Source organism: Streptomyces sp. P6-2-1 (genome assembly GCF_050613165.1).
In the GTDB taxonomy this organism is placed as follows: domain Bacteria; phylum Actinomycetota; class Actinomycetes; order Streptomycetales; family Streptomycetaceae; genus Streptomyces.
On the sequence record NZ_CP192513.1, the window covers coordinates 2190219 to 2217058 of the forward strand.

Consider the following 26840-nt stretch of genomic DNA (forward strand, 5'->3'; position numbering starts at 1 on the left):
GTCAGCCACGCGCAGCCGCCCGCGCGCTCGGGGTCCGGGGGCTGGGGGCCCGCGCGCTCGGGGTCCGGGGGCTCAGGGGCCGGGGGCTGAGGGGGCGGTGGCCGGGGCTCCCCGTGCGTGGACGGGGCGTTCGGGCGCAGGTGGGGCCCTCAGGCCCTCGCCGCCGTACACCGCCTCGTAGTGCACGATCATTTCGAGGCGCTGGTCGACAACCCGCCAGTACTCCGCGTCGGCCTCCCGGTCGAAAGGCACGAGCCGGGTGGGGAAGACCCGCTCCCCGGCGAGCAGCACGGTGCCCGGGTGGAGCGAGTAGAGCAGGGGCTTGCGTCCCGCCGGCTCCGACACCCGGGCCCCCGCGCGCGGACTCCAGCCGCCGAAGTCCTCGCCGTCGATCCGCACCTCGCGGCGCGTGATGACGGCGGGTCCGAGTCCAGCGTTGCTGAGCCGTACCCCGGCGTGGTCCTGACCGCTGTCGCGGAAGCGCCGGAACTGGAGCACCGGCCGCACCGAGAGACGGTTGTGCTCGCGGGTCGCGGCGGTCTGGGTCCAGCTCACCCACAGGGAGCCGACCGCGACGACGGTGGCGGCGAAGGCGATGACGGTCTCGGCCTCCACGACGGCCCCTCTCCCGCACGACTGTGCGAAGCCGCACGAAGAGGGGAAGGTTGTCCGGGCGGGGGCGCGGTCATGCGGGCGCGGACCCGGGCCCACGGACCGGCCGTACGCGGGTGGCCCCGACCCGCGCTCCGCACGCCCGCACGCCCCTTCCCTGCCCCCGCTCAGGGCACGCCCCCTCCCCCGTCCGGCCCCACCCCCGCCCGGCGCCTTGCCCCCCTCCCCCGCCGCTCGCTATGCCCGACTGAGCACAGCGCTCTTCGGATCATCGGACGGGCGCCCCTGCGGACCGGCCGTGCGCGCCGGTCCCGAGGACAGGAGTGGCGGCATGGCGCAGGAGACGACGGGTGGGGGGCGGCCCCGGCGGCGGGCCGTGCTCGCCGCCGGGGTGTTCGGGACGGCGGCGGGGGCGCTCGGGGCCGGTACGGCGCGGGCCGCCGAGGGCCCCGCCGGGCCCCGCACCCCCGGGGCGGCCGCGTACCCGCCCGATCCTCTCGCCGACCGGCGGCTCCTCTCGCGCATGACCCCCGAGGAGAAGGTCGGGCAGCTCTTCGTGATGCGCTTCCACGGGGACTCGGCGACCGCGCCATCGGCTGCCGACGCGCAGGCGAACCGCGAGGACATCGGGGTCGCGACCGCCGCCGAGATGATCGCGCGTTACCACCTCGGCGGCGTCATCTACTTCGGCTGGGCGGGCAACATCCGCTCGCCCCGGCAGGTCGCCGCGCTCTCGAACGAGGTGCAGCGCGCCGGGCTCGGGCTGCGCGTGCCCCTGCCGCTGCTCGTCTCGATCGACCAGGAGCACGGCGCCGTGCAGCGGATCGGGCCGCCCGCCACGCAGTTGCCCGGCGCGATGGGCCTCGGCTCCGCCTCGCTCGGCGCGGGCGGCACGAGCGCGGGGGCGCGCGAGGCGGCCGCGCTCGCGGGCCGTGAGCTGGCGGCGCTCGGGGTACGGCAGGACTGGGCGCCGGACGCGGACGTCAACGTCAATCCGGCGAACCCCGTCATCGGGGTGCGTTCCTTCGGCGCCGACCCCGAAGCCGTCGCGCGCCTCGCCGCCGCGCAGGTGCGCGGCTACCAGGACGACGCCGGGATCTCCGCCGCCGTCAAGCACTTCCCCGGGCACGGCGACACCGCGACCGACTCGCACGTCGGCTTCCCCGTCATCTCGCACACGCGCGAGGAGTGGGACACGCTCGACGCACCCCCCTTCCGCGCGGCGATCGCCGCCGGAACGGATGTCGTGATGACGGGTCACCTCGCCTTCCCCGCGCTCGACCCGACCGGCGACCCCGCCACGCTCTCGCACCCCGTCGTCACAGGTGTCCTGCGCGCTCGACTCGGCTACGAGGGCGTCGTCACGACCGACTCGCTGCGCATGGAGGGCGTACGGGCGAAGTACGGCGACGACCGCGTGCCGGTCCTCGCGCTGCTCGCGGGCGTCGACCTCCTCCTCGACCCGCCCGACCTCGGCCTCGCGCACCGCTCCGTGCTCGCCGCGCTGCGCGCGGGCGAGCTGACCGAGGCCCGTGTCGACGCCTCGGTCCTGCGCGTCCTCGCGCTGAAGCGGCGGCGCGGGCTGCTCGCGAAGCCGTACGTGGACGAGGCGGCCGTCGCGCGGAACGTCGGGACACCGGCGCACCGCGCCCTCGCCGACCGGCTCGCCGAGCGCGGCACGACCCTCGTGCTCAACGACGGCACGCTGCCGCTGCGCGCCGACGCGGGCCACCTCCTCGTCCTCGGCGTCGACCCCGCCTCGGCCTCGGGCAGCGACGGCCCCGCGACGCGCGTCCTCGCCCGCGCGCTCGAAGCGGAGGGCTTCCGCGTCACGCGCCGTACGACGGGCCCCGCGCCCGACGCCGCGACGCGTGACGCGGCCGTCGCCGCCGCGCGCCGCGCGCACACCGTCGTCGTCGCCACGTACGGCCTCGACACCGACCCCGAGCAGCGCACGCTGCTCGCCGCGCTCGTCGCGACGGGGGTCCCCGTCGTCGCCGTCGCGCTGCGCAACCCGTACGACGCCGCGCACCTGCCCGAGGGCGTGCGCGCGCTGCTCGCGGCGTACGGGTGGAGCGACGTGGAGGTCCGCGCGGCCGCGCGGGTCCTGACGGGGCGCGCGCGGCCGCTCGGGCGGCTCCCCGTGCCCGTGGCACGGGCCGACGCGCCGGAGCGGACGCTGTATCCGGTGGGGCGGGGGCTCTCGTACGGGTGAGGGACCGCTCCCGTACGGCCTGACGTGCGTGCGCTTCGCCGGCGGAAGCCGCTTCGGCGCAGGGGAGCGCGCGCCCGTCCCGCGTCCGCTCCCCGCGCACCGCCCCCGGCGTACGCGCTCTACGCCGTGCCTCGATTCCTCGTGACCCCATCGAGCGCAAAGCGCCGGGGTCCGCTGGCGTGGGCGGCGCCGCGCGGTTCACGCTGAGCACAGCGAACGGGGGTGGGCCATGCGCACGACGCGGACGACGCGGGCGAGTTCGGGGGACGGCGTACCGGAGCGGGCGCGTACCCGCGCGCGCCGGTGGCTCGCGCTGCTCGCGGGCGCGGGGCTCGTGGGCGCCGGGGTCACGGGGTGCGCGGGCGCGCCCGCCCCGCAGCCCGTCGCCGCCGAGGTGAGCGCGAGCCCGTACCGCTTCCTGGAGCCGGGCACGTGCAGCGGCGGCGAGCGCGCGGACGGCCGGAAGGCCACCGTCCGCGAGGTGTCCTGCCGCAGCGAGTCCGCCGTCGCGCGCGTCCTGACGCGGCACGAGGAGCGCCGCGCCGACGGCCCGTTGTGCCCGGGCCGTACGGACTTCGTCCTCCAGCTCAGCGGCGGCGACCCCGGTCTCGACGAGGACGGCGACGGCTCGGTGGCGCGCGGCTACGCCTGCATGCGGAACCTGGAGGCACCGCACCCGGGCGACCCGGGGCAGGGGGGCGGCCCGCGCACGGTCGCCGGCGACTGCGTGCGGGCGATCGGCGAGGGCGAGGTGCGCGAGACGGCGTGCGCGGCGCGCGGCGCGGAACGGCCCGAACACCGGGTCGTCACGACGGTGCGGGAGCGGGCGCGGTGCCCGGAGGGGACGGAGCTGTACGTGACGGTGGGCGGGAAGCGGCCGGTGGGGTGCGGGGTGCCGGTACGGGGCGGGGGCGCGTGAGCGCGCGGGGCGCCGGTGCCCGGGCGCGCCCCTCCCCGTACCGCTTCGTCCTACGGCCGTAGCCTCGGCTCCTCCGCCGGTGCCTTGTCGAGCCGCGCGAGCGGGGCCGCCGCCCGGGTGCCCGCGTCGACGCCCGCCCAGGCGAGCACGCGCTGCGTGGCGAGTGCGCGTTCGGCGGGGACGAGGCCGTCGATGTTCGCGCCGTGGTTGGCGCCCGGCGCCGTCATCACGTACGCGTCCAGGGAACCCTGCCCGACCCGGAAGCGCTCCGCGCCCCAGGGGTCGTTCTCGCCGTACACGAAGAGCATGTGCCGTGCGTGGTGGCGCACCCAGCTGTCGACGTCGGGGATCGCGCGCCTGTCGAAGCGCATCGGGATCTCGCGGGGCACGAAGTTGCGCGGCGGCTGGTAGCCGTAGCGGCTCAGGCCCTTGAGGTGCGGGAGCGAGAGGGTGGGGGCGCCGAGCTGCGTACCCGCCTGGTAGTAGTACGGCGTGTACGGGTCGAGGCCCTGGTCGGTGTAGAAGGACCAGCCGGAGATTTCGTCGACGTACGTGTACAGCTCCTCGTCGCTCACCGTCCGCGCCTCGGGCACGTCGGCGCAGTCGGCCTCGCCCGAGTACTGCCAGAAGCCCCACACGAGATCGAGGACGACGGCCTCGTACGCCTTGTCGAGCGTGCCGACGGTGCCGAAGGACCAGCCCTCGGCCTTCGCCTGGTCCGCGTACTTCTTCTCCAGCGGCTCGCGGCGGATCAGGGCCTCGCGCTGGACGGCGGCGAGCGCGTCGCGGCACTCCTTCGTGCCGACCCGCTCGAAGAAGCGGTCGTAGGCGGAGTCCTCGGCGTTGTCGACGTCGTTGGGGGCGACGTAGGCGACGACGCCGTCCATGTCGTGCGGGTAGTAGCGCGCGTAGTACGTGGCGGTCATGCCGCCCTTCGAGCCGCCGGTGGCGAGCCAGTTCTGCCCGTAGACCTTCTTGAGGGCCCGGTAGATGCGGTGCTGGTCGCTCGCGGCCTGCCAGATGTCGAGCTTGGACCAGTCGGCGGGCCGTGGCCGCGAGGGGGTGAAGTACCGGTACTCGACGGAGACCTGGTTGCCGTCGACGAGGCGGGTCGGCTCGGCGCGGCTCGCGCTCGTCGAGACGCCGTAGCCGCTGGTGTACATGACGGTGGGGCGGCTCGTGTCCTTGTGCAGGACGGTGAGGCGCTGCGTGAAGCTGCCGCGCGAGGGGTGCCTGTGGTCGACGGGCTGGCGGTAGGCGAGCACGAAGTACCGGTACCCGGCCACGGGCTTCTCCTCGATCAGGCTCATGCCGGGGATCGAGAGCAGGCGTTCCTTGATGTCGCGGGTGTCGGGGGCGGCGAGGGGGCTCGCGCTCCGGGGGGTCACGGGGGCCACGGAAGCCACGGGGGCGGCGGGCCCGGGTGCCGCCGTGGCCGTGCCTGCTATGCCGGCGGTGAGGGTGCCTGCCACGAGGCTCGCGAGAAGGGCTCTCAGCGTCTGTGCGCGCACGGGGCTCCTTTTGTCCGGGAGGGGCGGGGGCTCCGGGGGATGACCGGGGCGCCCGGGTACCGGGTGACGGGTTGTCGGCTCGTGTGCTGGAACGTAGCGGATGAGGTGACGGGCGGCCAGATGGTCGCGGCCGGGCGAGGGCGGGGCACAGGCGGCGCGAAATGCCCGGCGCGTCGCGTTTCGTACGATTACCGTCGTGGGTGAAGGTGGCGGCGATGACCACCCCCGCCGCCCCCGCAGCCCCCACCGTCCCGGCCGCCGCCTCGTCGGCGCGCGCCGCCGCGCGCCGCCGCGCCTCGGCGCTCGCGTGCGTGTCCCTGGCGTACGGTCTCGTCCAAGTGGCCGCCGTCGTCCCCTGGCTGGGCCTCGGCTGGGACGAGTCCGTCTACGTGTCGCAGACCGACCCCCGCCACCCCGCCGCCTACTTCTCCGCCCCGCGCTCGCGCGGCGTGAGCTACCTGACGGCACCCGTGACCTGGCTGACGAACGACCCGCACGCGGTCCACCTCTGGCTGGCGCTGCTGTCGGCAGCCGCCCTGTACGCGGCCTTCGCGGTGTGGCGCCCCCTGCTGGGCACGGCCCGCTGCGCCCTGGCGGCGGCGCTGTTCGCCTCGCTGTGGACGGCGCTGCTCTACGGGCCCCAGGCGATGCCGAACCTGTGGGTGGCGCTGGGAACGGTGACGGCGACGGGATGGCTGCTGCGGGGCGCGGCGGCGAGCGGCCGAGGGGGCGGCGGGCGGGCGAGCGGCGGGCGGAGCGGTCCGGGTGGCGCCCCGGCGGTACGGGTACGGGGCGGGGCCGGGCGGGACGCAGGGGTACGGGGCGGGGCCCTCGCCCTGCGGGGACCGCTCACCGCTTCGGCGCGGTGGGCCTGGTGCGGGGTGGCCCTCGCGGTCGCCGGGGTGACCCTGCTCCGCTTCCCCGACGGGTGCTGGCTCGCCCTGCCGCTCGGGCTCGCGTGCCTCGCGCACCGGCCGCTGCGGCGGCCCGCGCCGATGGCGGCGCTCGCCGGGGGGCTCGTGGCGGGCGCGGTGCCGTGGATCGCGGAGGCGTACGGGCGCTGGGGCGGGATCGGCGCGCGCCTGCGGGTCTCCAGCGACGTGCAGGGCGAGATGGGTTTGCGCTGGGCGGGCGGCGACGCCTGGCGCAGCGTCAACGGGCCGCTCCTGTGCCGTCCGTGCGACATCGACCCGTACCAGCCGTGGCTGACGTGGTGGTGGCTGCTCCTGCCGGTGCTCGCGCTGGCGTGCGCGGTACGGGCGCGGCGCGGGCGGGGGGCCGTCATGTGGCTTCCCCTCGCCTGCGCGGTCGCGCTGAGCCTCCCGTACCTCCTGGCCCTCGGTTACTCGGCCCCGCGCTTCTTCCTCCCCACGTACGCGCTCCTCGCCCTGCCCCTCGCGGCGACAGCCCTCGACGTGGCGCGCGGCCGCCGCCCGTACGTCCTGGCGCTGTGCGCGGTACTCGCCCTGTACGGCGCGAGCCAGGTCACCGGTTTCTGGCGCACCCTCATGGGCGCCCGGCACACGACCCACCGCTACGAAACGGTCGCGGCCCGCCTCAACAAGGCCGGAATCCGGCCCCCGTGCCTCCTCACAGGCGCCCAGGTCCCCCCGATCGCCTACGCGGCGGGCTGCGCCTCGGGCAACCTCGCGGGCAACAACAAGAACCTCACCCCCACCACCCTGCGCACCCACACCTCCCGCATCCCGGTCGCGGCCATCACCGCCGCCGACGCCGGCCCCCCGGCCTACGCCCGCGGGTGGCGACCGATGCCGCTGCCGGGGACGGGGCTGCGGGCGTGGGTCGCGGGACGGGACTGAGGAGTTCCCGCGGAAAGGGGCGCACGGCCCCGTGCCGTGGACAGCGGCGCACGGCCCCGTGCCGTGGACAGCGGCGCACGGCCCCGTGCCGTGGACAGCGGCGCACGGCCCCGTGCCGTGGACAGCGGCGCACGGCCCCGTGCCGTGGACAGCGGCGCACGGCCCCGTGCCGTGGACAGCGGCGCACGGCCCCGTGCCGTGGACAGCGGCGCACGGCCCCGTGCCGTGGACAGGGGCGCCGGCCCGCCGTCGGCCAGTCCCCTTTTCGGCTCCGGCGGCTCCGGCGGCTCCGGGCCGGGCCCGTGCGTCGCCCGGCCGGGTCGGCCCTCCCCCCGTGGGCCGCCCCTTCCACCGCTCACCGCGCCAGCCCCCGGTACATCGCGTCCAGTCCGTACGCGAACGCCCCCTCCACGTCGCCGCCCAGGCGGAAGGAACCGCTCAGTTCCATGCCGATGAAGCCCGTGAGCCAGGCGGTGACGAAGCGGGCCGCGTCCAGGGACTCCTCGGGGCCCACGAGGACGCGGGTCGCATCGAGGAGGGGCCGCGCGGCACGGGCGAGGGCGGGCTGGGGGGCGTGAACCGAGTGGATCACGAGGCGGAAGCCTTCCGGGTGGGCCAGCGAGAAGTCGCGGTAGCAGCGGGCGATGGCGGGGAGGGTGCCGTCGGTGGCTGTGATGCGGTCGGTCAGGTCCTCGACCGTCGCCTCGGCCACGGCGTCCAGGAGTGCCGCGCGGTTGGCCACGTGCTTGTAGAGGGACGGGGCGCGGACGCCGACGCGGGTCGCGACCTTCTGCATCGTGAGGCCCTGGGGGCCCTCCGATTCCAGGAGTTCACGGCCCGCGGCGACGATGGCGGCGAAGGAGGTCTTCTCGGGGGTCGGCATGGTCCACCTCTCGGGAACGGCTTCGAAGGGACATCGAAGGCTATTGACTGTAGCCATCATAGCTATGTACGTTAGCCACGAAAGCTAAATCGCTTAGCCATCGACCGGCCAGGGAGCACCCCATGAAGCTCGCCCCGCACCTCCACCGCCTCGGCAACGACATCGTCGCCTCCTACCTCATCGACACCCCCGAAGGCATCACACTCGTGGACGCCGGACTCCCCGGCCACTGGAACGACCTCCAGGAGGAGCTGCGCGCGCTCGGCAAGACCGCCGAGGACATCCGGGGCCTCGTCCTCACGCACGGCGACTCCGACCACATCGGTTTCGCCGAGCGGCTGCGGGCCGAGCACGGCGTCCCCGTGTACGTGCACGAGGCGGACGCCCACCGCGCCCGTACCGGCGAGAAGCCGAAGACCCCGGCGGGCCCGATGCGCCCCGGCGCGACGCTCGGTTTCCTCGGCTACTCGCTCCGCAAGAACGGCCTGCGCACCACGTACGTCTCCGAGGTCACCGAGATCCACGACGGCGATGTCCTCGACCTCCCGGGCAGCCCCGTGATCGTCGGCATGCCGGGCCACTCCCCCGGCAGTGTCGCCGTCCACGTCCCCGTCGCGGACGCGGTCTTCGTCGGCGACGCCCTCACCACCCGCCACGTCCTCACCGGCCGCAAGGGTCCTCAGCCCGCCCCCTTCACCGACGACCCCGCCGAGGCCCACGCCTCCCTCTCCCGCCTCGCCCCCCTCCCCGCCTCCTGGGTCCTCCCGGGCCACGGCACCCCCTGGCACGCGAGCCCGGCGGAGCTGGTGGAGCGGATCGAGAAGGCATAAGGGCCGGGGAACATGGGAGTCGGTGGGGCGGAGAACGATCCGCGCCCCACCCCGCCCGGCTCGGGCGACCGCCGCGCCCCCCTCGGTCGCGGATGCCGAGTCACGCGCCCTGAAGACGAACGAGGACTCGTCCCCGTCCAGCGCGATCGTCAAAGAGGCGTCGAGCGCCTTCGCGAGCCGTGTGAGAAGAGACAGGGTCGGCACGGAGTCCCCACCCTCAATGACGGAGATCTGCGGCTGCGCCATGCCCGCTCGCCCAGCCGACTCCACTTGTGTGGGACCCCGTTCGGTACGCCGGTCGTAGACCGCCTGCCCCCGCGCGAGGGCGTACCGGTTGCGCCCGACGCACCTCCCACGACTCACGCTGCCGCGTCTCGCGGAAGACCGTGAGGCATACGATCCGCCGCTCGGGCGCGAGCCACTGGGTGAGTCGACCCGCCTCACCCAGCGGGCCGAAACGCAGCCCTCACACTTCTCCGCCCAGGTGGCGCGAGCAGGGCTCACCCAAGGTCGTGGGATAGGCCGTCAGCGAATCCGCCGTCCGTTCCACTTCGACGTACTGCCGATCGGACAGAAGCTCCAGCCACTGCCGGACCTCCGGTTCGATCTCGATCACCCAGATGTCAGGCACACGGCGAACATAGGAAAGTTCATATATCGCGTCGCAGCTTCCGTCACCCTCGCGGATGAACCGAACATCAGACCACCCGCGCCCCCACCGTCTCCGTCCCCCCGTCCCCGAAGCCGTCCCGCGAAGCCCCCGAGTCCCCCGTCGCCGGGACCGTCTCGCCCAGGAACGTCCGCCACAGCCTCGCGTACTTGCCGTTCAGGGCCAGCAGGTCCGCGTGGGTGCCGTCCTCGGCGACGCGGCCCTGGTCCATCACCACGACGCGGTCCGCGCGGGCGGCCGTCGTCAGGCGGTGGGCGACCACCAGCGTCGTGCGGCGGCCCGCGAGGCGTTCCGTGGCGCGGGTGACCTGGGCCTCGCTCGCGAGGTCGAGCGCGGCCGTGGCCTCGTCCAGGAGCAGGATGTCCGGGTCCACGAGTTCCGCGCGCGCCAGGGCGATCAGCTGCCGCTGGCCCGCCGAGAGGTTGCGGCCGCGCTCGGCCACCTCGTGGAGGTAGCCGCCGTCCAGGCTCGCGATCATGTCGTGCGCGCCGACCGCGCGGGCCGCCGCCTCGACCTCGGCGTCGCTCGCCTCGGGCCGCCCGTAGGCGATGGCTTCGCGGATCGTGCCGGCGAAGAGGTACGCCTCCTGCGGGACCACGCCGAGCCGGTGCCGGTACTGGGCGAGGTCGAGGTCGCGCAGGTCGGTGCCGTCGACCGTGACGCGGCCCGAGGTCGGGTCGTAGAAGCGCGCCACGAGCTTGACGAGCGTCGACTTGCCCGCGCCCGTCTCGCCGACGAAGGCGACGGTCTGGCCCGCCGGGATGGTGAGGTCCACGCCGTGGAGGGCCGTCTCGTCCCCGTACGCGAAGTCGACGTCCCGGAAGCTGATCTCGCCCCGCAGCCGCTCCCCGACCGGGTGCGGGCGCGCGGACTGGCGCGTCGAGGTGGGCTCGACGAGGAGTTCCTGCACGCGGCCGAGCGACACGCTCGCCTGCTGGTAGCCGTCGAAGACCTGCGAGAGCTGCTGGATGGGCGCGAAGAAGAGGTCGATGTAGAGGAGGTACGCGACGAGCGCGCCGGTCGTGAGGGTCCCTGCGTCGACGCGGTGGGCGCCGACGGCGAGGACGAGGACGGTCGCCGCCGTGGAGAGGAGCTGGACGAAGGGGAAGTAGACGGAGATGAGCCACTGGCCCCGTACCCGCGCCTCGCGGTAGGCCCGCGCATCGCGCGAGAACTTCGCGTACCCCGACTCCTCGCGGCGGAAGGCCTGCACGATGCGCAGCCCCGCGACCATCTCCTGAAGCTCGGAGTTGACGGTCGAGATCCGCTCGCGGGCGAGCTTGTAGGCGCGCACGCTGCGCTTGCGGAAGAAGTACGTCGAGACGATCAGGACCGGGAGCGTCGCGAAGACGAGGAGGGCCAGTTCGACGTCGATGACGAGGAGAGCCGCCATGATCCCGAAGAAGGTGACGACGGAGACGAAGGCGGTGACCAGGCCGGTCTGGAGGAAGGACGACAGGGCGTCGACGTCCGTCGTCATGCGGGTCATGATGCGGCCGGTCAGCTCGCGCTCGTAGTAGTCGAGACCGAGCCGCTGGAGGTGCGCGAAGATCTTCAGGCGCAGCGAGTAGAGCATCCGCTCACCGGTGCGGCCGGTCATGCGGTTCTCGCCGAACTGCGCGCCCCACTGGAGCAGGACGGCGCCGAGGCCGAGGAGCGCGGAGAGCCACACGGCGCCGAGCGCCATGCGGTTGACGCCGTCGTCGATGCCGTGCCGGATGAGGACGGGCAGCGCGAGGCCGAGGCCCGCGTCGACGGCGACGAGGAGGAGGCTCAGCGCGAGCGGGCGGCCGAAGCCGCGCAGGAGGCGGCGCAGCCCGTAGGCGTCCTCGGGCGCGACGGCGCGTGCCTCGTCGATGTCGGGGATGTCCTGCGCCGGGGGCAGCGCCTCGACCTGCGCGAGGAGTTCGGGCGTCGCGGGCATCCCGTCGAGCGCGGTGTCGCGCGGGGTGCGGTCGCCGGTCCACAGCTGCGGGGTGATGCCGCGCTCGGCGTCGTACTCGGCGTCGAGTTCGGCGCGTACGGACTCGTCCTCGGGCCGGTCGGCGGGGAGCACGTGCCCGGGTGAGACGCCGCCCAGCGCGTCGGGGTCGGTGAGGAGGCGGCGGAAGAGCGCCGAGTCCCGTTCCAGCTCCTCGTAGGTGCCGAAGGCCGCGATCCGCCCGCCGTCCAGGACGGCGATGCGGTCGGCGAGGGCGAGCGTGGAGCGGCGGTGGGCGATGAGCAGGGTCGTACGGCCCGCCATGACGCCGCGCAGGGCGGCGAAGATCTCGTGCTCGACACGCGCGTCGATCGCCGATGTGGCGTCGTCGAGCACGAGGAGGCGGGGGTCGGCGAGGATCGCGCGGGCGAGCGCGACGCGCTGCCGCTGGCCGCCCGAAAGGGTGAGTCCCTGTTCGCCGACGACGGTCTCGTAGCCGTCCGGGAGGTCCGTGATGAAGCCGTGGGCCTGCGCGGCGCGCGCGGCGGTCTCGATCTGCTCGCGGCTCGCGTCGGCGTGCCCGTACGCGATGTTCGACGCGATCGTGTCGGAGAAGAGGAACGAGTCCTCGGGCACGAGCCCGATCGCGGCGCGCAGCGAGGCGGTGCGCAGCTCGCGCACGTCGTGGCCGCCGACGAGGACGGCGCCGTGGCTCACGTCGTAGAAGCGCGGGAGCAGGAGCGAGACCGTCGACTTGCCGGAGCCCGAGGAACCGACGAGGGCGACCGTCTCGCCCTCCGCGACGGTGAGCGAGAAGCCGTCCAGGACGGGCCGCTCGTCGTCGTACCCGAAGCGGACGTCGTCGAACTCGACGGTCGCGGGCGCGTCGGTGGACAGCTCGCGCGTGCCGTCGGTCAGCGTCGGCTCGGTGTCGATGAGCTGGAGGACGCGCTCGACGCCCGCGCGGGCCTGCTGCCCGACGGTGAGGACGACGGCGAGCATCCGGACGGGGCCGACGAGCTGGGCGAGGTACGAGGAGAAGGCGACGAAGGTGCCGAGCGTGATGTGCCCGCGTACGGCGAGCCAGCCGCCGAGCGCGAGCATCGCGACCTGCCCGAGCGCGGGCACGGCCTGGAGCGCGGGCGTGTACTTCGCGTTGAGGCGGATCGTGCGCAGCCGCCCGGCGAAGAGGCGGCGGCCGACCTCGCGCAGCTTGCCGGTCTCCTGCTCCTCCTGCCCGAAGCCCTTGACGACGCGGACCCCGGAGACCGCGCCGTCCACGACCCCGGCGACGGCGGCGGCCTGCGCCTGCGCGTACCAGGTCGCGGGGTGCAGGCGGCTGCGGGAGCGACGGGCGATGAAGTAGATCGCGGGGGCGACGGCGAGGGCGACGAGCGTGAGCGGGATCGAGAGTGTCGCCATGATGATCAGCGACATGACGAAGAGGAGGACGTTCCCGATCGTCATGGGCAGCATGAACAGCAGGCCCTGGATCAGCTGGAGGTCGCTCGTGGCGCGGCCCACGACCTGCCCGGTGGACAGCTCGTCCTGGCGGCGGCCGTCGAGGCGGGTCAGCGTGCGGTACATGTCGCGGCGCAGGTCGAACTGCACGTCGAGCGCGAGGCGGCCGCCGTAGAAGCGGCGCAGGTACGCGGTGACGTAGACGGCCCCGGCGGCGCCGAGGAGCAGCCCGCCCCACGTGGCCATCGAGCGGGAGCCGCCGATCACGTCGTCGATGATGACCTTGGTGAGCAGCGGGATGAGCGCCATGACGGCCATTCCCGCGAGCGAGGCGCCGAGGGAGAGGATCACGTCCTTGCGGTAGCGCCAGGCGTAGCGCGCGAGGCGGCCCGCCCAGCCGGGGCCCTCCTGGGCGGGGCCTGGGCGCACCGGCTCGGGGGTACGTGTCGCCGCGCCCCTGCCGGTACGGGGGTCGCGCGCGTGGTCCCGTTCCCCGTCCGGTTCCCGCTCGGGGTTCCGGGCCTGTGCTCCTGCCGCCACTCATGCCTCCTGTTGATCCGTCTCGCCGCTGGCGCCAACACCCGGAGCTGCGGATTTCATCCCGGCGTTACGTGGCGCAATGTAGCGGGGGGCGTGTGGAGGGGGCGTGCGGGGCTCATTCCGGCTCGGCGAGTGCGGGGACGAGCTTTTCGGCGTCGACCGTGCCGAGGCCGCTCGCGAGGTCGTAGCCGCGCCCGGCCCGGTAGCCGGTCGTGCCCTCGGTGGCGTTGTCGCCGGTCGTGATGTCGCGGATGCCGGCCTCGCCGCCCAGGCGGTACAGGGCGGGGTTGACCGCGCCGATGCCGTGGCCCGCGCGCTGCGCGGCGAGCGCGACGATGCCGCCGAAGAGGGGCGCCGCGAGGCTCGTGCCGAGCATCGGGACCCAGGTGCCGCGCCCGGCGTGCGTGAACCAGATCATGGTGGACCCGGCGGCGGAGGCGGTGAGCGAGACGTCGGGGACGCCGCGCCTGTCCCCGGTCACGTCCCGTACCCCGTCCTGGTAGCGCGGCCTGCGCATGAGCACGGATGTGCCGCCCCCGGGCGCGCCGCCCTTGTCGTTCCACACGGTGTCCTCGCTGCGGCGGTGCCCCGCCTCGTCGAGCGTGACGCGGGTGCCCCCGACGGCGGTCACGGAGGGATCGGAGGCGGGCCAGGCGACGCCCCGTGCGGCCTTGGCGCCGAGCTGGGCGGCCTGGGCCGCGCCGGGCGCGGCCCCGTCGTCGCCGCTCGCCGCGACGACGGTCGTCCCGGCGCGTGCGGCGGCGGCGAACACGGGCCGCAGCTCGCGCGCGAGACCTGCGACCTGCTCCGCGCTGTCGCCGCGCTCGTTCATGACGAAGCTGAGCGAGAGGACGTCGGGGCGCTGCTCGGTCAGTACGGTGCGCATCGCCGCGGCGAGTGCGTCGGCGGCCTGCGCGCCGAGCACGCCGTCCGCGTCGACCTCCGGCAGGTCCACCTGGTGGTAGACGAGCCGGGCGCGCGGGGCAGCGGCGTGCAGGGCCTCCATGTCGAGCGTGGCCTCGCGCGCGGTGGCGAGCATCCCGGCGTTGTCCTCGTCGAAGGGGGCGGTCCTCGCGCCGTTCGCGGGCTTGTGCCGTACGACCTTGAGGTGGGGCGCGGGGAGCCCCAGCGCGCGGCTGAAGTGGCGCAGGTCGGCGGCGAGGTGCGGGGCCCCGACGACGCCGAGCGCGGCGACGGTCGTCCCTGCCCCGTCGTTGCCGCCGTCGTTGAGCGCCTTCGTGCCGTAGAGCGCCCTGAGCTGCGTGAAGGTGTAGCACCCGCTCCCGGTCGCGCGCACGCACGCCTTGCGGGCCTCGGCGGGGGCGGTGGCCCCCGGCTCGGGCGTGGCGGCTATCGCGGCCCTGGCCCGTTTCGCCGCCTCGCTCCCCGCGACGGTCTGGCAGCCGGTGAGGGCGAGGAGCGGGGCGAGGAGGGCCGCGGCGAGCCGGAGGGGGGCGCGGGGACGGCGGGGCGGGGGCGCGGGGGCGTGCGTACGGGCGGCGGCGCTGCGGGTCGTACGGGGCACGGGGCGGTCCTCCCTGACGTACGGCAACCGGCGAACCCCGTCACGGGGGCGCGCCGGGCCGCACCGCCCGGAGAGGACGGCACCGAGCGGAACCGGAGCGCGGAATCACACTCCCCCGGCCCCGGGCATTGCGCCACCCGGGGGACTCCGCCGGGGTGAGACGGCGTGGCGGAGCGGGAACCGGCTGCCCGGGGCCTGGGCCCGGGTCCCGGGTGGCCGTCGCGCCCCGGCCGGGTGGCGGGGTGGCGGGGTGGCACCCGGCGCTCCCGATCACTCTGCGGGCCCGCCCCGGCTCCCCTCGCGGGAGCCGCACGGGGCCCGCGCCACCGCTCACTCCGCCCCGGCCTCCGGGGAGAGGACGCAGAACTCGTTGCCCTCCACGTCCGCCATCGGCTGCCAGGAGACCTTGCCCTGGCCCACGTCCACCGTGCGGGCGCCGAGGCGTTCGAGGCGGCTGATCTCGGTCCGCTGGTCGTCGCCGCGGGGCGGGAGGACGTCGAGGTGGACGCGGTGGCGGAGGGGGGTCGTGCCGGGCGGCCGACGGAAGAACTCCAGGTAGGGGCCCACGTTTTCGGGGGCGCGGAGGCGGACCAGGTGCTCGCTCGTCTCGCGGACCTCCCAGCCCACCGCCTCGCCCCAGAACGCCGTCATCGCCTGCGGGTCGGCGCAGTCCACCACGACGGCGGCGATCGGCCCCGTGTCGCGGTAGATCTCGCGGGGTTCCAGGACGCAGAAGAGGTTGCCCTCGGGGTCCTCCATCACCGTCCACGGCACCTCGCCCTGGCCGATGTCCGCCCGCTTCGCGCCGAGTTCCGTCAGGCGGGCGACCAGCTCCTCCTGGTGCGCGGGCGAGTTCGTCGCGAGATCCAGGTGGGCGCGGTAAGCGACCGTCTCCGGGTCCGGTACGGAGACGAGGTCGATGCACAGGGCCGAAGGGGCGGGCCAGTCGAAGCCCACGGGTTCGAGGTTCGTGATCCCCGGGCCCTCGCTGCCGGTCTCCCAGCCGAGCGCCGCCGCCCAGAAGCGGCCGAGCGCCACGTCATCGCGGGCCTTGAGGTTCACCTGTACGAGTCGAAGCGCCATGCCCGGCAGCCTAGGCGTCCGGGCCCCGCGGTCCCACGGCTTTACGGCGCGTCCGGCACCGCGCCCGTCACGTCCCGTCACGCCCCGTCCCGTCCCGTGCACCGCCCGGCCCGTACCGCACCGCCCGTACCGCACCGCCCGGCCCGTACCGGCGGACCCGCCCCGTCCCTCAGCTCTCGCCGAACATCCGCACCCGCTCCCGCAGCAGCACCACCCGCGGCTCCCCGCTCCCCAGCGCCTCCGCCAGGTCCGCGCCCAGGCGGTCCGCCGTGGTCGTCACCGCGTGGACCCCGAAGGACTCCGCCAGGGCGGCGAAGTCCGGGCGGGCCAGCTCCGTGCCCGCCGATTCGCCGTACGCGCCCGTCAGGTACTCGCGCAGGATGCCGTAGCCGCCGTCGTCCACCACGAGCCAGGTGACGGGCAGTTGGTGCTGCCGGGCCGTCGCGAGTTCCGCGAGCGAGTACATCGCGCCGCCGTCGCCCGTCACCGCGAGGACCGGGCGGGTGGGGTCGGCGACCGCGGCGCCGAGCGCCGCCGGGTAGGCGAAGCCGAGGCCGCCCGCGCCCTGCGCGGTGTGCATCGTGCCGGGACGGCGGGGGTCGAAGCCCGCCCAGGCCCAGTAGCCGAGGATGGTCATGTCCCAGAAGCTCGGCGAAGCGTCGGGGAGGGCCGCGCGGATCACGGTGAGCAACTCGCGTTCCAAGGCCAGGTCCTGGGTGTCCAGGCGGGCCCGCACCTTGCCGAGGAGTTCCGCCACGCGCTCCCGCGCCCCCGGGTCCTCGCGCGGCGGGGCCGTTTCCAGGAGGGCCTGGAGGGCGAGGCGGGCGTCCGCGTGGATGCCGAGAGCGCGGTGGTTGGCCTCCAGCTTGCCGAGGTCGGCCTCGATCTGGATGATCCGGCCGCGCGGCGCCAACGAGTGGTAATGCGAGGAGAGTTCACCCAGGCCCGAACCGACGACGAGGAGTACGTCCGCGTCCGCGAGGAAGTCGGTCGTGTGGCGGTCCTCCATCCAGGACTGCCCCGACAGCGGGTGTTCCCAGGGGAAGGCTCCCTTGCCGCCGTACGTCGTCACGACCGGCAGGTCCAAGTGCTCGGCGAGCGCCCGGAGTTTGCCCGCCGCGTCGGCGCGTACGACCCCGCCGCCCGCGAGCACGGCCGGGCGCTCGGCGTGCGCGAGCCAGTCGGCCGCGAGCGCGGTCAGCTCGGGGCGCGGCACGAGGGGTTCGGGCAGCGCGTCGGGGGCGTTGACCTCGGGGAGCAGGGTCGGCGCCGCGAGGACGTCCTGCGGGATCTCGACCCATACGGGGCCGTGCGGGGCGCTCAGCGCCGACTCCCACGCCGCGGCGATCGCGGAGGGGATCTGCGAGGCGGCGCGCACGACGTGCACGGACTTCACGAGGTCCCGTACCGAGGCCTGCTGGTCGCGCAGTTCGTGGAGATAGCCGTGGCGGCCGCCGCCGAGGCCCGCGGCCGGGATCTGCGAACAGATCGCGAGGACGGGCGAGCTGGAGGCGGCGGCCTCCTGGAGCGCGGAGAGCGAGGTGAGCGCGCCGGGCCCGGTGGACAGCAGCAGGGGAGCCGCCTCGCCCGTGATCCGCCCGTAGCCGTCGGCGGCGAAGGCCGCGTTGTTCTCGACGCGGAGCCCGACGTAGGCGAGCGGCGAGCGGCGCACCGCGTCGAAGAGCGCGAGCGCGTGCTGCCCCGGAAGGCCGAAGACGGTCGTCGCGCCGAGCCCGTGCAGGGTCTCCACGACGAGGTCCCCGCCGGTCCGCCCGGCGGGCGGGTCGAGCGCCGCGCGCGTCTGGGCCTCGGTGGGGCGCAGTGCGATGTCGTGGTCGTGGCTCAACGCGGGTCCTTCCGGTGGGGGGTGCGGGGGCGGCGGCCGGGTGGGGCGGGGCGGCGGTACGGGGCGGGGCGGCGGTACGGGGCGGGCGCGGGCGGCCCGCGTACGGGCACGGGCGCGGTCACGGCCGTGCGCCCGGGGGCACCCCCGTACGGCCACGGGCCGCCCCGCCCCCGTACCGCCGGTCGCCGCCTCAGCCCGCTTCCCGCTCCGCCGCGATCCCGCGGGTCATGAGGGTGGTCAGTTCGTAGGCGGTGTGCGAGGCCGCGACGGCGGTGATCTCGGCGTGGTCGTACGCGGGCGCGACCTCGACGACGTCGGCCGAGACGACGCGGCAGCCGGCGAGGCCGCGCAGGATCTCCAGAAGCTCGCGCGAGGTGAGCCCGCCGGCCTCGGGGGTGCCCGTGCCGGGCGCGTGCGCGGGGTCGAGTACGTCGATGTCGACCGAGACGTAGAGCGGGCGGTCGCCGATGCGCTGCCTGAGCTGGTCGCTCACCTCGTCGACGCCGCGGCGCATGACGTCGGCGGCGGTGACGATGCCGAAGCCCATCTTGGCGTCGTCGGTCAGGTCCTGCTTGCCGTAGAGGGGACCGCGCGTGCCGACGTGCGAGAGCGCGGACGTGTCGAGGATGCCCTCCTCGACGGCGCGGCGGAAGGGGGTGCCGTGCGTGTAGGCGGCGCCGAAGTAGGTGTCCCACGTGTCGAGGTGCGCGTCGAAGTGGAGGAGGGCCACGGGGCCGTGGCGCTCGGCGACGGCGCGCAGGAGCGGGAGCGCGATCGTGTGGTCGCCGCCGAGGGTCATGAGGCGCGCGCCGGAGTCGAGGAGACGGCCCGCCTCGTGCCGCACGGTCTCGACGGCCTCGTTGATGTCGAAGGGGTTCACCGCTATGTCGCCCGCGTCGGCGACCTGCGCGAGCGCGAAGGGCGAGGCGTCCTGCGCCGGGTTGTACGGGCGCAGCAGGCGCGAGGCCTCGCGGACCGCGTTGCCGCCGAAGCGGGCGCCGGGGCGGTACGAGACGCCCGTGTCGAAGGGGACGCCGACGACGGCGACGTCGGTGCGGGCGACCTCGTCGGTGCGGGGCAGGCGCGCGAAGGTCGCGGGGCCCGCGTAGCGCGGGACGCGGGAGGAGTCGACGGGGCCGCGGGGGGCCTCGGCGGGGGACGCGGGGTGCGCGTGCTGCTCGGTCATGGGTGCCTCGTCGCTGGTCAGGGGTCGGCGGACGCGCCTTCGACTGTAACCGGGGGGACGACGACACACTCGGGCACCTTCCGCGGCATTCGCCCGCTTCAGTGTGACAATCCGACGTTATGTCGTCTGCGTGAATCGCGACCGAAGGGTCCCGCCGTGTCCTCACCGCCCCGTACCCGGGCCACGCGCCTCGCCGCCCTCCTCGCCCTGCCCGCTCTCCTCGTCGGCGGCGCGGGAGCGCACGCGGTCGCCGAACCCCCCGCCGCGGCGAAGCCCGCGCCACGCACGGTCCCCTCGCCCTCCGCCACGACCTCCGTCGTCACCGTCAAGACCGGCGGCGACCGCAACGGCGACCAGTCCGTCACGCCGCTCGCCGGGGTGCGGCTCGGTCTCTACTCCGCCGCGACGGGCGGCACCCTCATCGGGGAGTGCACATCGGACGGGGACGGGGACTGCTCCTTCGTCGTCCCCGGCACGCACACCGGCGGAGCCAACGCGGGCGCCCGCCCGTGGGTGCGGCAGATCGCCGCGCCCTCCGGCTGGTACACGAACACCGAGCTGCGTACCGGCGGCACGAACACGGCCCCGTACCGCTTCCAGACCCCGGCGCTGTACGCGAACACGACGTACAGCTCGACGGACAACGGCGTCAACGGCTTCATGGTGAGCAGCGGCGCGAACAACCAGTCGGCGTCGGCGGGTACGTGGCAGCAGTCGCGGACCAACCCGCCGCTGCCCCGCAAGTGCGGCCTCAGAGTCGCGCTCGTCATGGACCTGTCCGGCTCGATGGACGGCAGCGTCACCGCGCTCAAGACGGCCGCCGACACCTTCGTCGACGCCCTCCAGGGCACCCCGTCGAGCATGGCGCGCTTCACCTTCTCCAGCTTCTCGCCCGCCGACCGGGGCGGCCCCAACGCCCCTCAGCTCGCCTCCGTGTCGACCACCGCCGACGCCGCCGCCTTCAAGAACGGCTACGCGCGCTGGAACAACTCCACGGCGGAGGGCGCCACCAACTGGGACCGCGCCCTCTACGTCCCCGCGCTCGCCTCCGAGGAGTACGACCTCGCCGTCGTCCTCACGGACGGCATGCCGACCAGGTACGGGACGCCGAGCGGCCCCGGCGGCAACGGCACGCTCACCCGCTTCCGCGAGCTGGAGAACGGGATCTTCTCCGCGAACGCCCTCAAGGCCGAGGGCACCCGCGTGCTCGCGGTCGGCGTCGGCGGGGGCGTGCAGGGGAACGCGAGCCTCAACCTCGCCTCGCTCTCCGGGCGGACCAGGTACGACGGCGCGAACATCGCGACCGCCGACTACTTCCAGGAGCAGGACTTCGCCGCGGTGGGCACGGCCCTGCGCAGCCTCGCGCTGGAGAACTGCACCCCCTCGCTCTCCGTCGTCAAGCAGATCCAGAACCCGGACGGCTCGCTCAGCAACGCCCCCGAGGGCTGGACCTTCACCGCCGCGGCGACGACACCCGGCGCCTCCGCCGTCTCGCCGCAGACGACGACCGGTGACGGCACGGGCGCGGTGAACTTCCCGCTCACGTACACGAGCGGCACCGCGACCGCCGCCTTCGACGTCGGCGAGAGCCGGCAGCCCGGCTACTCCCTCGTCCAGCAGGACGGCAAGAACGCCTCCTGCTACGACAAGGTGGCCGAGAGACCCGTCGACGTGACCGACGCCCCCACGGGCCCGGGCTTCACCGTCACGATTCCCGAGAACTCCTCGCTGAGCTGCACGGTCATCAACAAGGCGCCCGACAGCCGCGTCCCGGCCACCCTCCAGGTCGACAAGGAGTGGTCGGTCACGACGACCGGCACGGCCCCCGTGGTCCACCCCGACGGCGAGCAGCCCTCCGACCTCCAGGCCGCGCTCTCGCTCAGCGACCCGGTCGGCACCGGCAGCTCGCCGTGGGGCTGGTCGCAGCCCCGTACGGGTTACGAGGAGGGCGGGCACGCCACCGTCGGCGAGCGGGTCACCTTCGGCGAGGACATCGACTGCACCCTGACCGGCGTCGACTTCGACGGCACCCCGCTGCCCGACCCCTCCGCCCCGAGCACGTCCCTCACGCTCGACGGCGGCCCGAACCGCCACCGGATCACCAACCACGTCACGTGCGACACGACCCTCACCCTCGCCAAGGACGTCGTCCCGCCGCCCGGCCCCTCCACCGGCAACTGGGACCTGCGCACGTACGGGAGCGAGGGCGACCTCCCCGGGCCGCACGGCGTGAGCGGCTCCCCGACCGCGACCCGCGTGCCCGTCACCCCGGGCGCCCGCTACCAGCTCGCCGAGCGGCTCACGTCCGACGACCCCGAACTGCTCGTCTACAAGCAGGTCGACGACCGTACGGACTACCAGTCGAACCCGCGCTCCACCGGCTCGATGAACTGCGTGGCGACGGGCAGGAGCGGCACCCCCTACCTCGGCTTCAACGACGGCATCAACGGCGGCGTCAACGTCTCGCTCGGCCTGCACGCGACGTGCACGGCGACGAACGAGGCGGTCCCGCTCCAGCTGGTCAAGAAGGTCGGGGGCGGGACGGCGGAGCCCGGCGACTGGAAGCTCACCGCCACACCGGCCGACGGCCCCGAGGGCCTGCCCGCGCGCACGGTGACCGGCAGCGAGGACGGCGCGACCGTCCTCGTACGGCCCGGCACGACGTACCGCATGACCGAGACCGACGGGCCCGCCGGATACGCGCTCACGAGCCTGCGGTGCGGGCCCGGCCCGGAGCAGCCGGGCAACGTCCCCGCCACCGGCACGCTGGCCGTCCCCTCCGGGCAGCGCGGCGTCTGCACGTACACCAACACCTACCGCTCGGCCTCCCTCACGCTCACGAAGCAGGTCGTCAACGCGCACGGCGGCGAGGCGGTGCCGCGCGACTGGGTACTGAGCGCCACCGGGCCCACGGGCACGCTCAGCGGGCGCGCGGGCGACGAGGAGATCACCGGCGCCGAGGTCGTCCCCGGCACATACCGGCTGCGCGAGGCCGGGGGGCCGGGGCGCTACGTGGCCTCGGCGTGGGACTGCCGCGACGCGGAAGGCAGGACGGTGCCCGTGACGGACGGCACGGTACGGCTCGGACGCGAGGCCGACGTACGGTGCCGCATCACGAACCACGACCTGCCCCCGAAGCCGACCCCGTCCCCCACCCCCACGCCGACCCCGACCCCGACCCCCACGCCGCACCCGAGCCCCGAGCCGAGCAGCCACACCCCGGCCCCTGGGCCGCACCGCGGCGGCACCCTCCCCAGCACCGGCAACGGGGTGCTGTGGGCCGCCGCGATCGGCACGGCGGCCGTCCTCGTCGGGACGTACGCCGCGCTGCGGGCGCGGCTGAGGCGCCGTAGCGGCTGATCCGCGTCACGGCACGACGAGGGGCCCCGGCCTCGTAGGCCCCGGCTTCCTGGGCCCCGGCTTCCTGGGCTCAGCGCCAGGTGTGCCGGGGTGTGAAGCCCAGGACCTCGCGCATCCGGCGGGTGGCGAAGAACGAGTCGTGCCCGCCGAAATCGCCGCGGATCTCCGCGTCGGGGTGGTAGGCGGCGAGCAGTTCGCGGCTCGGCTCCAGGGCCTCGGTGTCGGGCGCCGTGACGTTGACGACGTGGTGCCCGGTGAGCGGCGCGGTGAGCGCGGCCCGTACGGAGGCGGCGGCGTCCTCGGTGTGGAGCCAGCCCCACAGCTCGCGCCGCATGGGGCCCGGGTCCTGGTGCGTGCCCGCGAGGCGCTTCTCCAGGCGCTCGCCCATGCCGACGAACGGGAAGCGGAGCATGACGGTCGCGGTGCCGAAGCGGCGCGTCGTGAAGGCGGCGGCCTCCTCGGACATGACCTTCGAGAGGCCGTAGGAGTCGACCGTGACGTTGGGGTGCTCCTCGTCGACCGGCACGTACACCGGGTGCAGATCGCGGCCCGCCCACGCGAGCCCGACCGCCGAGAGGCTGGAGGCTGCGACGACGCGCCCGATGCCGCGCCGCCCCGCCTCCTGGAGGACGAGGTACGCGGCGAGGACGTTGCTGCGCAACGTCTCGTCCTCGGAGACGATGCCGGGCGCCGGGTACGCGGCGAGGTGGACGACGCCCGCGACGCCGTGCTCACCGGCAGTCGCTTCGAGCGCGTCGTAGACCCCGCTCACCGTCGCCGCGTCCGCGAGGTCGCCCGCGACGAAGGCCGCGCAGCCGGTCTCCGCCCCGGGGGCGCGCAGATCGGCGCCGACGACGCGGTACCCGTGGGCGAGCAGGTCGGCGACGACGGCGCGGCCGATGTCCCCGGTGGCGCCGGTCACCAGCACCGTACGGCCGTGCGGGGCCTCGTGTTCTTGGGTCACCTTGGTACTCCTGAGTTGTGCGGGGTGGTGCGGTGGGGCTGCGCGGGGGCACCACGAGGCCCGGCGGGGCTGACCGCCGGGCCTCGTGCGTCTCCCCGGGGGGAAACCGGCGGGGCGCTACCCCTTGACCGCCCCCACGAGCCCGTTGACGAAGTATCGCTGGGCGCAGAGGAAGAGGATGATCACGGGTATCACCATGATCAGGGCCGCCGCCATGAGCGAGTTGTACTGCACGACGTTCGACGACTGGAGCTGCTGGAGCGCGATCGGCAGCGTGTACTTGCCCGGATCGTTGAGGGAGATCCTGGCGAGCTGGTACTCGTTCCACGTCGGGATGGCGGTGAGCAGCGCGATCGTGATGAGCGCGGGGCGGGTCAGCGGCAGGTAGATGCGCGCGAAGATCCGCAGTTCGCCCGCGCCGTCCATGCGGGCCGCCTCGCGCAGCTCACCGGGGACCGCGTTGAAGCTGTTGGTGAGCATGAGGATCGCGAGCGGGGCGCTGCCGTTGACGCCGGGGAGGATGAGGCCCCAGTGCGTGCCGAGGATGTCCATCTTGGACTCCAGGAGCACGACGGGCAGCAGGGTCACGACGCCCGGCACGAAGAGGAGCACGAGGAAGAGGCGGTAGAGCCACTTCTTGCCCGGGAAGTCCAGCGTGGCGAAGGCGTAGGACGCGGCCGAGTAGATGACCACGACGAGCACCGTCGTGAGCACGGTGACCTTGACGCTGTTGAGGAAGTAGTCGAAGAAGTCGAGCCGGTTCCACGTGTCGGTCAGGGTGTGCAGGGTCGGGTGGTGCGGGATGAGGTGCCCGCCCTCCTGCACCTCGGAGTTGGTCTTGAAGGCGGCGGAGACCATCCACAGGAAGGGGTAGAGGCTCACGGCCGCGTAGGCGGCGAGGAGCAGCCCGACGACGGTGCGCACGACGACCTTCGTGACCGGCGTGCCCTTCTTCGTGGTCCGCCTGCCGGTGACCGCGCCCGGCGCGGCGGCGCGGGGGGCGCTGAGCGTGGTGCTCATCCCATCCTCCTCATGGCGCGCTGGTTGATGAAGGCGACGACGAGGGCCGCGAGGAAGAGGAGCCAGCCCAGGGCGCTGGCGAGGCCGAGGGTCGGGGACATCTCGTTGAGGAAGGCGAGGCGGTACGTCTCCAGGCCGAGGACGCTCGTGGAGTCGCCGGGCCCGCCGTTGGTCATGATCAGGAAGGACTGGAAGCCCTGGAGCGAGTCGCGGACGTTGAGCAGGATCACGACGACGGTGATGGGCTTCATGAGCGGCCAGATCACGGAGGTCGTGGTGCGCAGCCAGCCCGCGCCGTCGATCTGGGCGGCCTCGATGAGCGAGGAGTCCAGGGACTGGAGCGAGGTCAGGTAGAGCAGCATGGCGACGGGGACGGCCGACCACACCATGACGACGATCATCGTGGGGAGGGCGGTGTCCGGGTTGCCGAGCCAGCCCTGCGGCTCCTGGAGGCTGCCGAGGCCGACCGCCTTGAGGAGCAGGTTGATCGCCCCTCCGGGCTCAAGAATGTAGTTCCAGGCGAAATAGACGGCGATACCGGTCGTGACATAAGGAATGAAGTAGACGGACCGCAGAATTCCCTGGAAGCGCTTCACCGAATTGAGCACGATGGCGAGCGGGAAGGCGATGAGCACCGTGAGGGCGGGGACCCCGATGACCACCCACAGCGTATTGGTGGCGGCCTTCTTCACGATGGGCCAGTACGTCGGGGAACCACCGAGCAGGTCGGAGTAGTTCTTGAACCCGCGCCAATGCCACTCGGGCCAGAAGCCATTCCACTGCGCGAAACTCAGGCCGAATCCGTAGACCACGGTGTAGGCACCCATGATCAGGAAGAGGATCACGGCCGGCGCGACGAAGAGGTATCCCCAGGCGGCTTCGTTCCGCCTTTCCCTGAACCGGGCGCGCGGCTTCTTCGGCGCCTGGATTCTCGGCTGAGGGGGCACGGCCGCCGGGGCCGCGTCGATGTCAGTGGCCATTAGCCCTGCTCCGCCCAGTAGGACTTCATCATTGAACTCATCCGGGACCCTGTGCTCTTCGGCGAGAGCGTCTTGAGCGGGGTCATTTGAGCGAGGACGGCGCCGACCTTGCCGGCGTCGTAGATAGCGGGACGGTACGTGGTGATGGTGGGGTTGTAACCGTCGGGGTCGGTGCCGAAGCTCGCCTGCATCGAGTTCAGCGTGGGCCCGAGCTTCTTCGCCTGGGCGTCGGTGAACTTGTTCGGCGGGACGTCGTTGGCCTTCTTGCCGAAGAGCGCGGCGATATCGGGCCTGGAGAGGAACTTCATCCACTCCAGGGCCTCCTCCTTGTTCCGCGTCTTCTTCGTCAGCGCGAGGCCGGTGAGCGAGAAGGGCGCCATCTGGAGGTCGGGCGTCTTCGCCGCGGCGGGGGGCGGCACGGGGAACGTCATGAGGTTGCCGACGTCGTAGCCGTTGTCGGCGAGAAAGGCGAGGGTGTACGTACCGCCGACGTCGACGCTGGCCTTGCCCTGCGCGAAGGCGAGGTCGGCCTCGTCGATGGTCTTCGTCTGGCTGCCGGGCATCCAGTAGGGCTGGACCTGCATGTAGGTGTCGAGGACCTTCTGGCCCTCGGCGCTCGACCAGCCCTTGGACGGGTCCTTGCCGAACAGCTCCTGGAAGCGCTCCTTGCCGAGCAGCCCGTAGGCCATCGGCTGCATGATCCACTCCAGCGCGGTGGACGGGGACTTGAGGCCGATCGTGAGGCCGCCCTTGCCGCCGAACTCCTTCTTCAGCTTGCCCAGGTCGGCGATGAAGTCCTCCCAGGTGGCGGGGGCCTCGGTGATGCCGGCCTGCGCGGCGCGGTCCTTGTTGAGGTAGACCATGCCCTGCGTACCGACCGTGATCGGGACGCTGTAGCGGTCGCCCTCCTCGACCCCGAGCGTCTTCGAGCCCTCCGCGAGGGAGTTCTCGTAGTCCGCCTCCGTGATCGTGCCGTCCTCCCTGACCTGCGGGATGAAGCGGTCGAGCCACTCCTTGTCCATGTCGTCCGAGAGGTCGTCGATGAGCCCGGCGCCCCCGAGGCCGAAGTCCTCGCCCTTGGCGTGGACCTCCATGACATCGGGCAGGTCGTTGGTCCGCGCCGCGGCCTGGATCTTGGTCGAGAAGGCGTCGTCAGGCGTGTACGCCTGAATGTGCACCTTGGTCCCGGTCTCAGCGGTGAACTTCTCCGCGGCCGCCTGGAAAGCGGCCACGTGGGACTGTTTGAACGTCCACATCGACAGTTCGCCCTGCTTGGAACCCGTCCCGCCGCCGCTCGCACCGCACCCCGTGGCCAGGACGCTCAGCGCGGCGACCGTGGCAAGGAGGGAAGTACGGCGCGCGACTGGGAGAAGTCTTTTCACGTTCCCAGCGCCTTTCTTCAGAGCTGTCCGTTCAGCCCCTTCGGCTTCTCTCGAAGCAGCTCCTGGAATCTAAATCGACTTGATGTACGGTGTCAACAGTCGTAACCGCACG

Annotated in this window: 18 protein-coding genes and 1 pseudogene; 5 read left to right on the forward strand and 14 right to left on the reverse strand. The window is 73.9% G+C overall.

The window, feature by feature from the left end; genetic code table 11:
• Positions 1-72: 72 nt before the first annotated feature.
• On the reverse strand, positions 73-615 hold the full coding sequence (locus ACQYWQ_RS09490) for a hypothetical protein (protein ID WP_431033741.1): 543 nt from the start codon (positions 613-615) through the stop codon (positions 73-75).
• Positions 616-943: 328 nt separating this feature from the next.
• On the opposite strand from ACQYWQ_RS09490, the gene ACQYWQ_RS09495 reads away from it, so the two are divergent.
• On the forward strand, positions 944-2827 hold the full coding sequence (locus ACQYWQ_RS09495) for a glycoside hydrolase family 3 protein (protein WP_431033742.1): 1884 nt from the start codon (positions 944-946) through the stop codon (positions 2825-2827).
• A gap of 229 nt (positions 2828-3056) precedes the next feature.
• Positions 3057-3746: a hypothetical protein gene (locus tag ACQYWQ_RS09500; RefSeq protein ID WP_431033744.1), complete on the forward strand. Its 690-nt coding sequence runs from the start codon at positions 3057-3059 to the stop codon at positions 3744-3746.
• 50 nt (positions 3747-3796) lie between these two features.
• Here the strand turns inward: ACQYWQ_RS09500 and ACQYWQ_RS09505 are convergent, their stop codons facing one another.
• Positions 3797-5242: an aminopeptidase gene (locus tag ACQYWQ_RS09505; protein WP_431039128.1), complete on the reverse strand. Its 1446-nt coding sequence runs from the start codon at positions 5240-5242 to the stop codon at positions 3797-3799.
• Between the two features lie 230 nt (positions 5243-5472).
• Between ACQYWQ_RS09505 and ACQYWQ_RS09510 the strand changes: the two genes are divergently transcribed.
• Positions 5473-7077: a hypothetical protein gene (locus ACQYWQ_RS09510; protein WP_431033745.1), complete on the forward strand. Its 1605-nt coding sequence runs from the start codon at positions 5473-5475 to the stop codon at positions 7075-7077.
• A gap of 355 nt (positions 7078-7432) precedes the next feature.
• Here ACQYWQ_RS09510 and ACQYWQ_RS09515 read toward each other — a convergent pair whose 3' ends face one another.
• On the reverse strand, positions 7433-7960 hold the full coding sequence (locus ACQYWQ_RS09515; RefSeq protein WP_431033746.1) for a TetR/AcrR family transcriptional regulator: 528 nt from the start codon (positions 7958-7960) through the stop codon (positions 7433-7435).
• 122 nt (positions 7961-8082) lie between these two features.
• Here ACQYWQ_RS09515 and ACQYWQ_RS09520 point away from each other — a divergent pair, with 122 nt between their 5' ends.
• A complete protein-coding gene (locus tag ACQYWQ_RS09520; protein ID WP_431033748.1) occupies positions 8083-8790 on the forward strand; it encodes an MBL fold metallo-hydrolase in 708 nt (235 codons plus the stop codon).
• Between the two features lie 102 nt (positions 8791-8892).
• Here ACQYWQ_RS09520 and ACQYWQ_RS09525 read toward each other — a convergent pair.
• From ACQYWQ_RS09525 to speB, 7 genes and pseudogenes are all read right to left on the reverse strand, one after another.
• Positions 8893-9153 (reverse strand): annotated as a pseudogene (locus ACQYWQ_RS09525) (helix-turn-helix domain-containing protein); the annotation flags it as partial.
• A 103-nt stretch (positions 9154-9256) separates the two neighbouring features.
• Positions 9257-9421 (reverse strand): hypothetical protein, encoded by a 165-nt coding sequence (locus ACQYWQ_RS09530; RefSeq protein ID WP_431033749.1) that lies wholly within the window; start codon positions 9419-9421, stop codon positions 9257-9259.
• A 67-nt stretch (positions 9422-9488) separates the two neighbouring features.
• A complete protein-coding gene (locus ACQYWQ_RS09535; RefSeq protein ID WP_431033751.1) occupies positions 9489-13382 on the reverse strand; it encodes an ABC transporter ATP-binding protein in 3894 nt (1297 codons plus the stop codon).
• Positions 13383-13497: 115 nt separating this feature from the next.
• Positions 13498-14907: a S53 family peptidase gene (locus ACQYWQ_RS09540; protein WP_431033753.1), complete on the reverse strand. Its 1410-nt coding sequence runs from the start codon at positions 14905-14907 to the stop codon at positions 13498-13500.
• A 330-nt stretch (positions 14908-15237) separates the two neighbouring features.
• A complete protein-coding gene (locus ACQYWQ_RS09545; RefSeq protein WP_431033754.1) occupies positions 15238-15990 on the reverse strand; it encodes a VOC family protein in 753 nt (250 codons plus the stop codon).
• A gap of 169 nt (positions 15991-16159) precedes the next feature.
• Positions 16160-17836: a thiamine pyrophosphate-binding protein gene (locus ACQYWQ_RS09550; protein ID WP_431033755.1), complete on the reverse strand. Its 1677-nt coding sequence runs from the start codon at positions 17834-17836 to the stop codon at positions 16160-16162.
• 190 nt (positions 17837-18026) lie between these two features.
• Positions 18027-19022 (reverse strand): agmatinase, encoded by a 996-nt coding sequence (gene speB, locus ACQYWQ_RS09555; RefSeq protein WP_431033756.1) that lies wholly within the window; start codon positions 19020-19022, stop codon positions 18027-18029.
• A 156-nt stretch (positions 19023-19178) separates the two neighbouring features.
• Here speB and ACQYWQ_RS09560 point away from each other — a divergent pair, with 156 nt between their 5' ends.
• Positions 19179-22382, forward strand: a complete 3204-nt coding sequence (locus ACQYWQ_RS09560) for a prealbumin-like fold domain-containing protein (protein ID WP_431033758.1) — start codon at positions 19179-19181, stop codon at positions 22380-22382.
• 70 nt (positions 22383-22452) lie between these two features.
• Here the strand turns inward: ACQYWQ_RS09560 and ACQYWQ_RS09565 are convergent, their stop codons facing one another.
• From ACQYWQ_RS09565 to ACQYWQ_RS09580, 4 genes are all read right to left on the reverse strand, one after another.
• Positions 22453-23346, reverse strand: coding sequence for an NAD-dependent epimerase/dehydratase family protein (locus ACQYWQ_RS09565; RefSeq protein ID WP_431033760.1), 894 nt, complete (start codon positions 23344-23346; stop codon positions 22453-22455).
• A gap of 117 nt (positions 23347-23463) precedes the next feature.
• Complete coding sequence (locus ACQYWQ_RS09570) at positions 23464-24366, reverse strand: carbohydrate ABC transporter permease (protein WP_431033761.1); 903 nt, start codon at positions 24364-24366, stop codon at positions 23464-23466.
• Positions 24363-25346: a carbohydrate ABC transporter permease gene (locus tag ACQYWQ_RS09575; protein ID WP_431033763.1), complete on the reverse strand. Its 984-nt coding sequence runs from the start codon at positions 25344-25346 to the stop codon at positions 24363-24365. The genes ACQYWQ_RS09570 and ACQYWQ_RS09575 overlap by 4 nt, the downstream gene beginning before the upstream one ends.
• Positions 25346-26728, reverse strand: a complete 1383-nt coding sequence (locus ACQYWQ_RS09580) for an ABC transporter substrate-binding protein (RefSeq protein ID WP_431033764.1) — start codon at positions 26726-26728, stop codon at positions 25346-25348. Before ACQYWQ_RS09580 ends, ACQYWQ_RS09575 begins: the two co-directional genes overlap by 1 nt.
• Between the last annotated feature and the right edge of the window lie 112 nt (positions 26729-26840).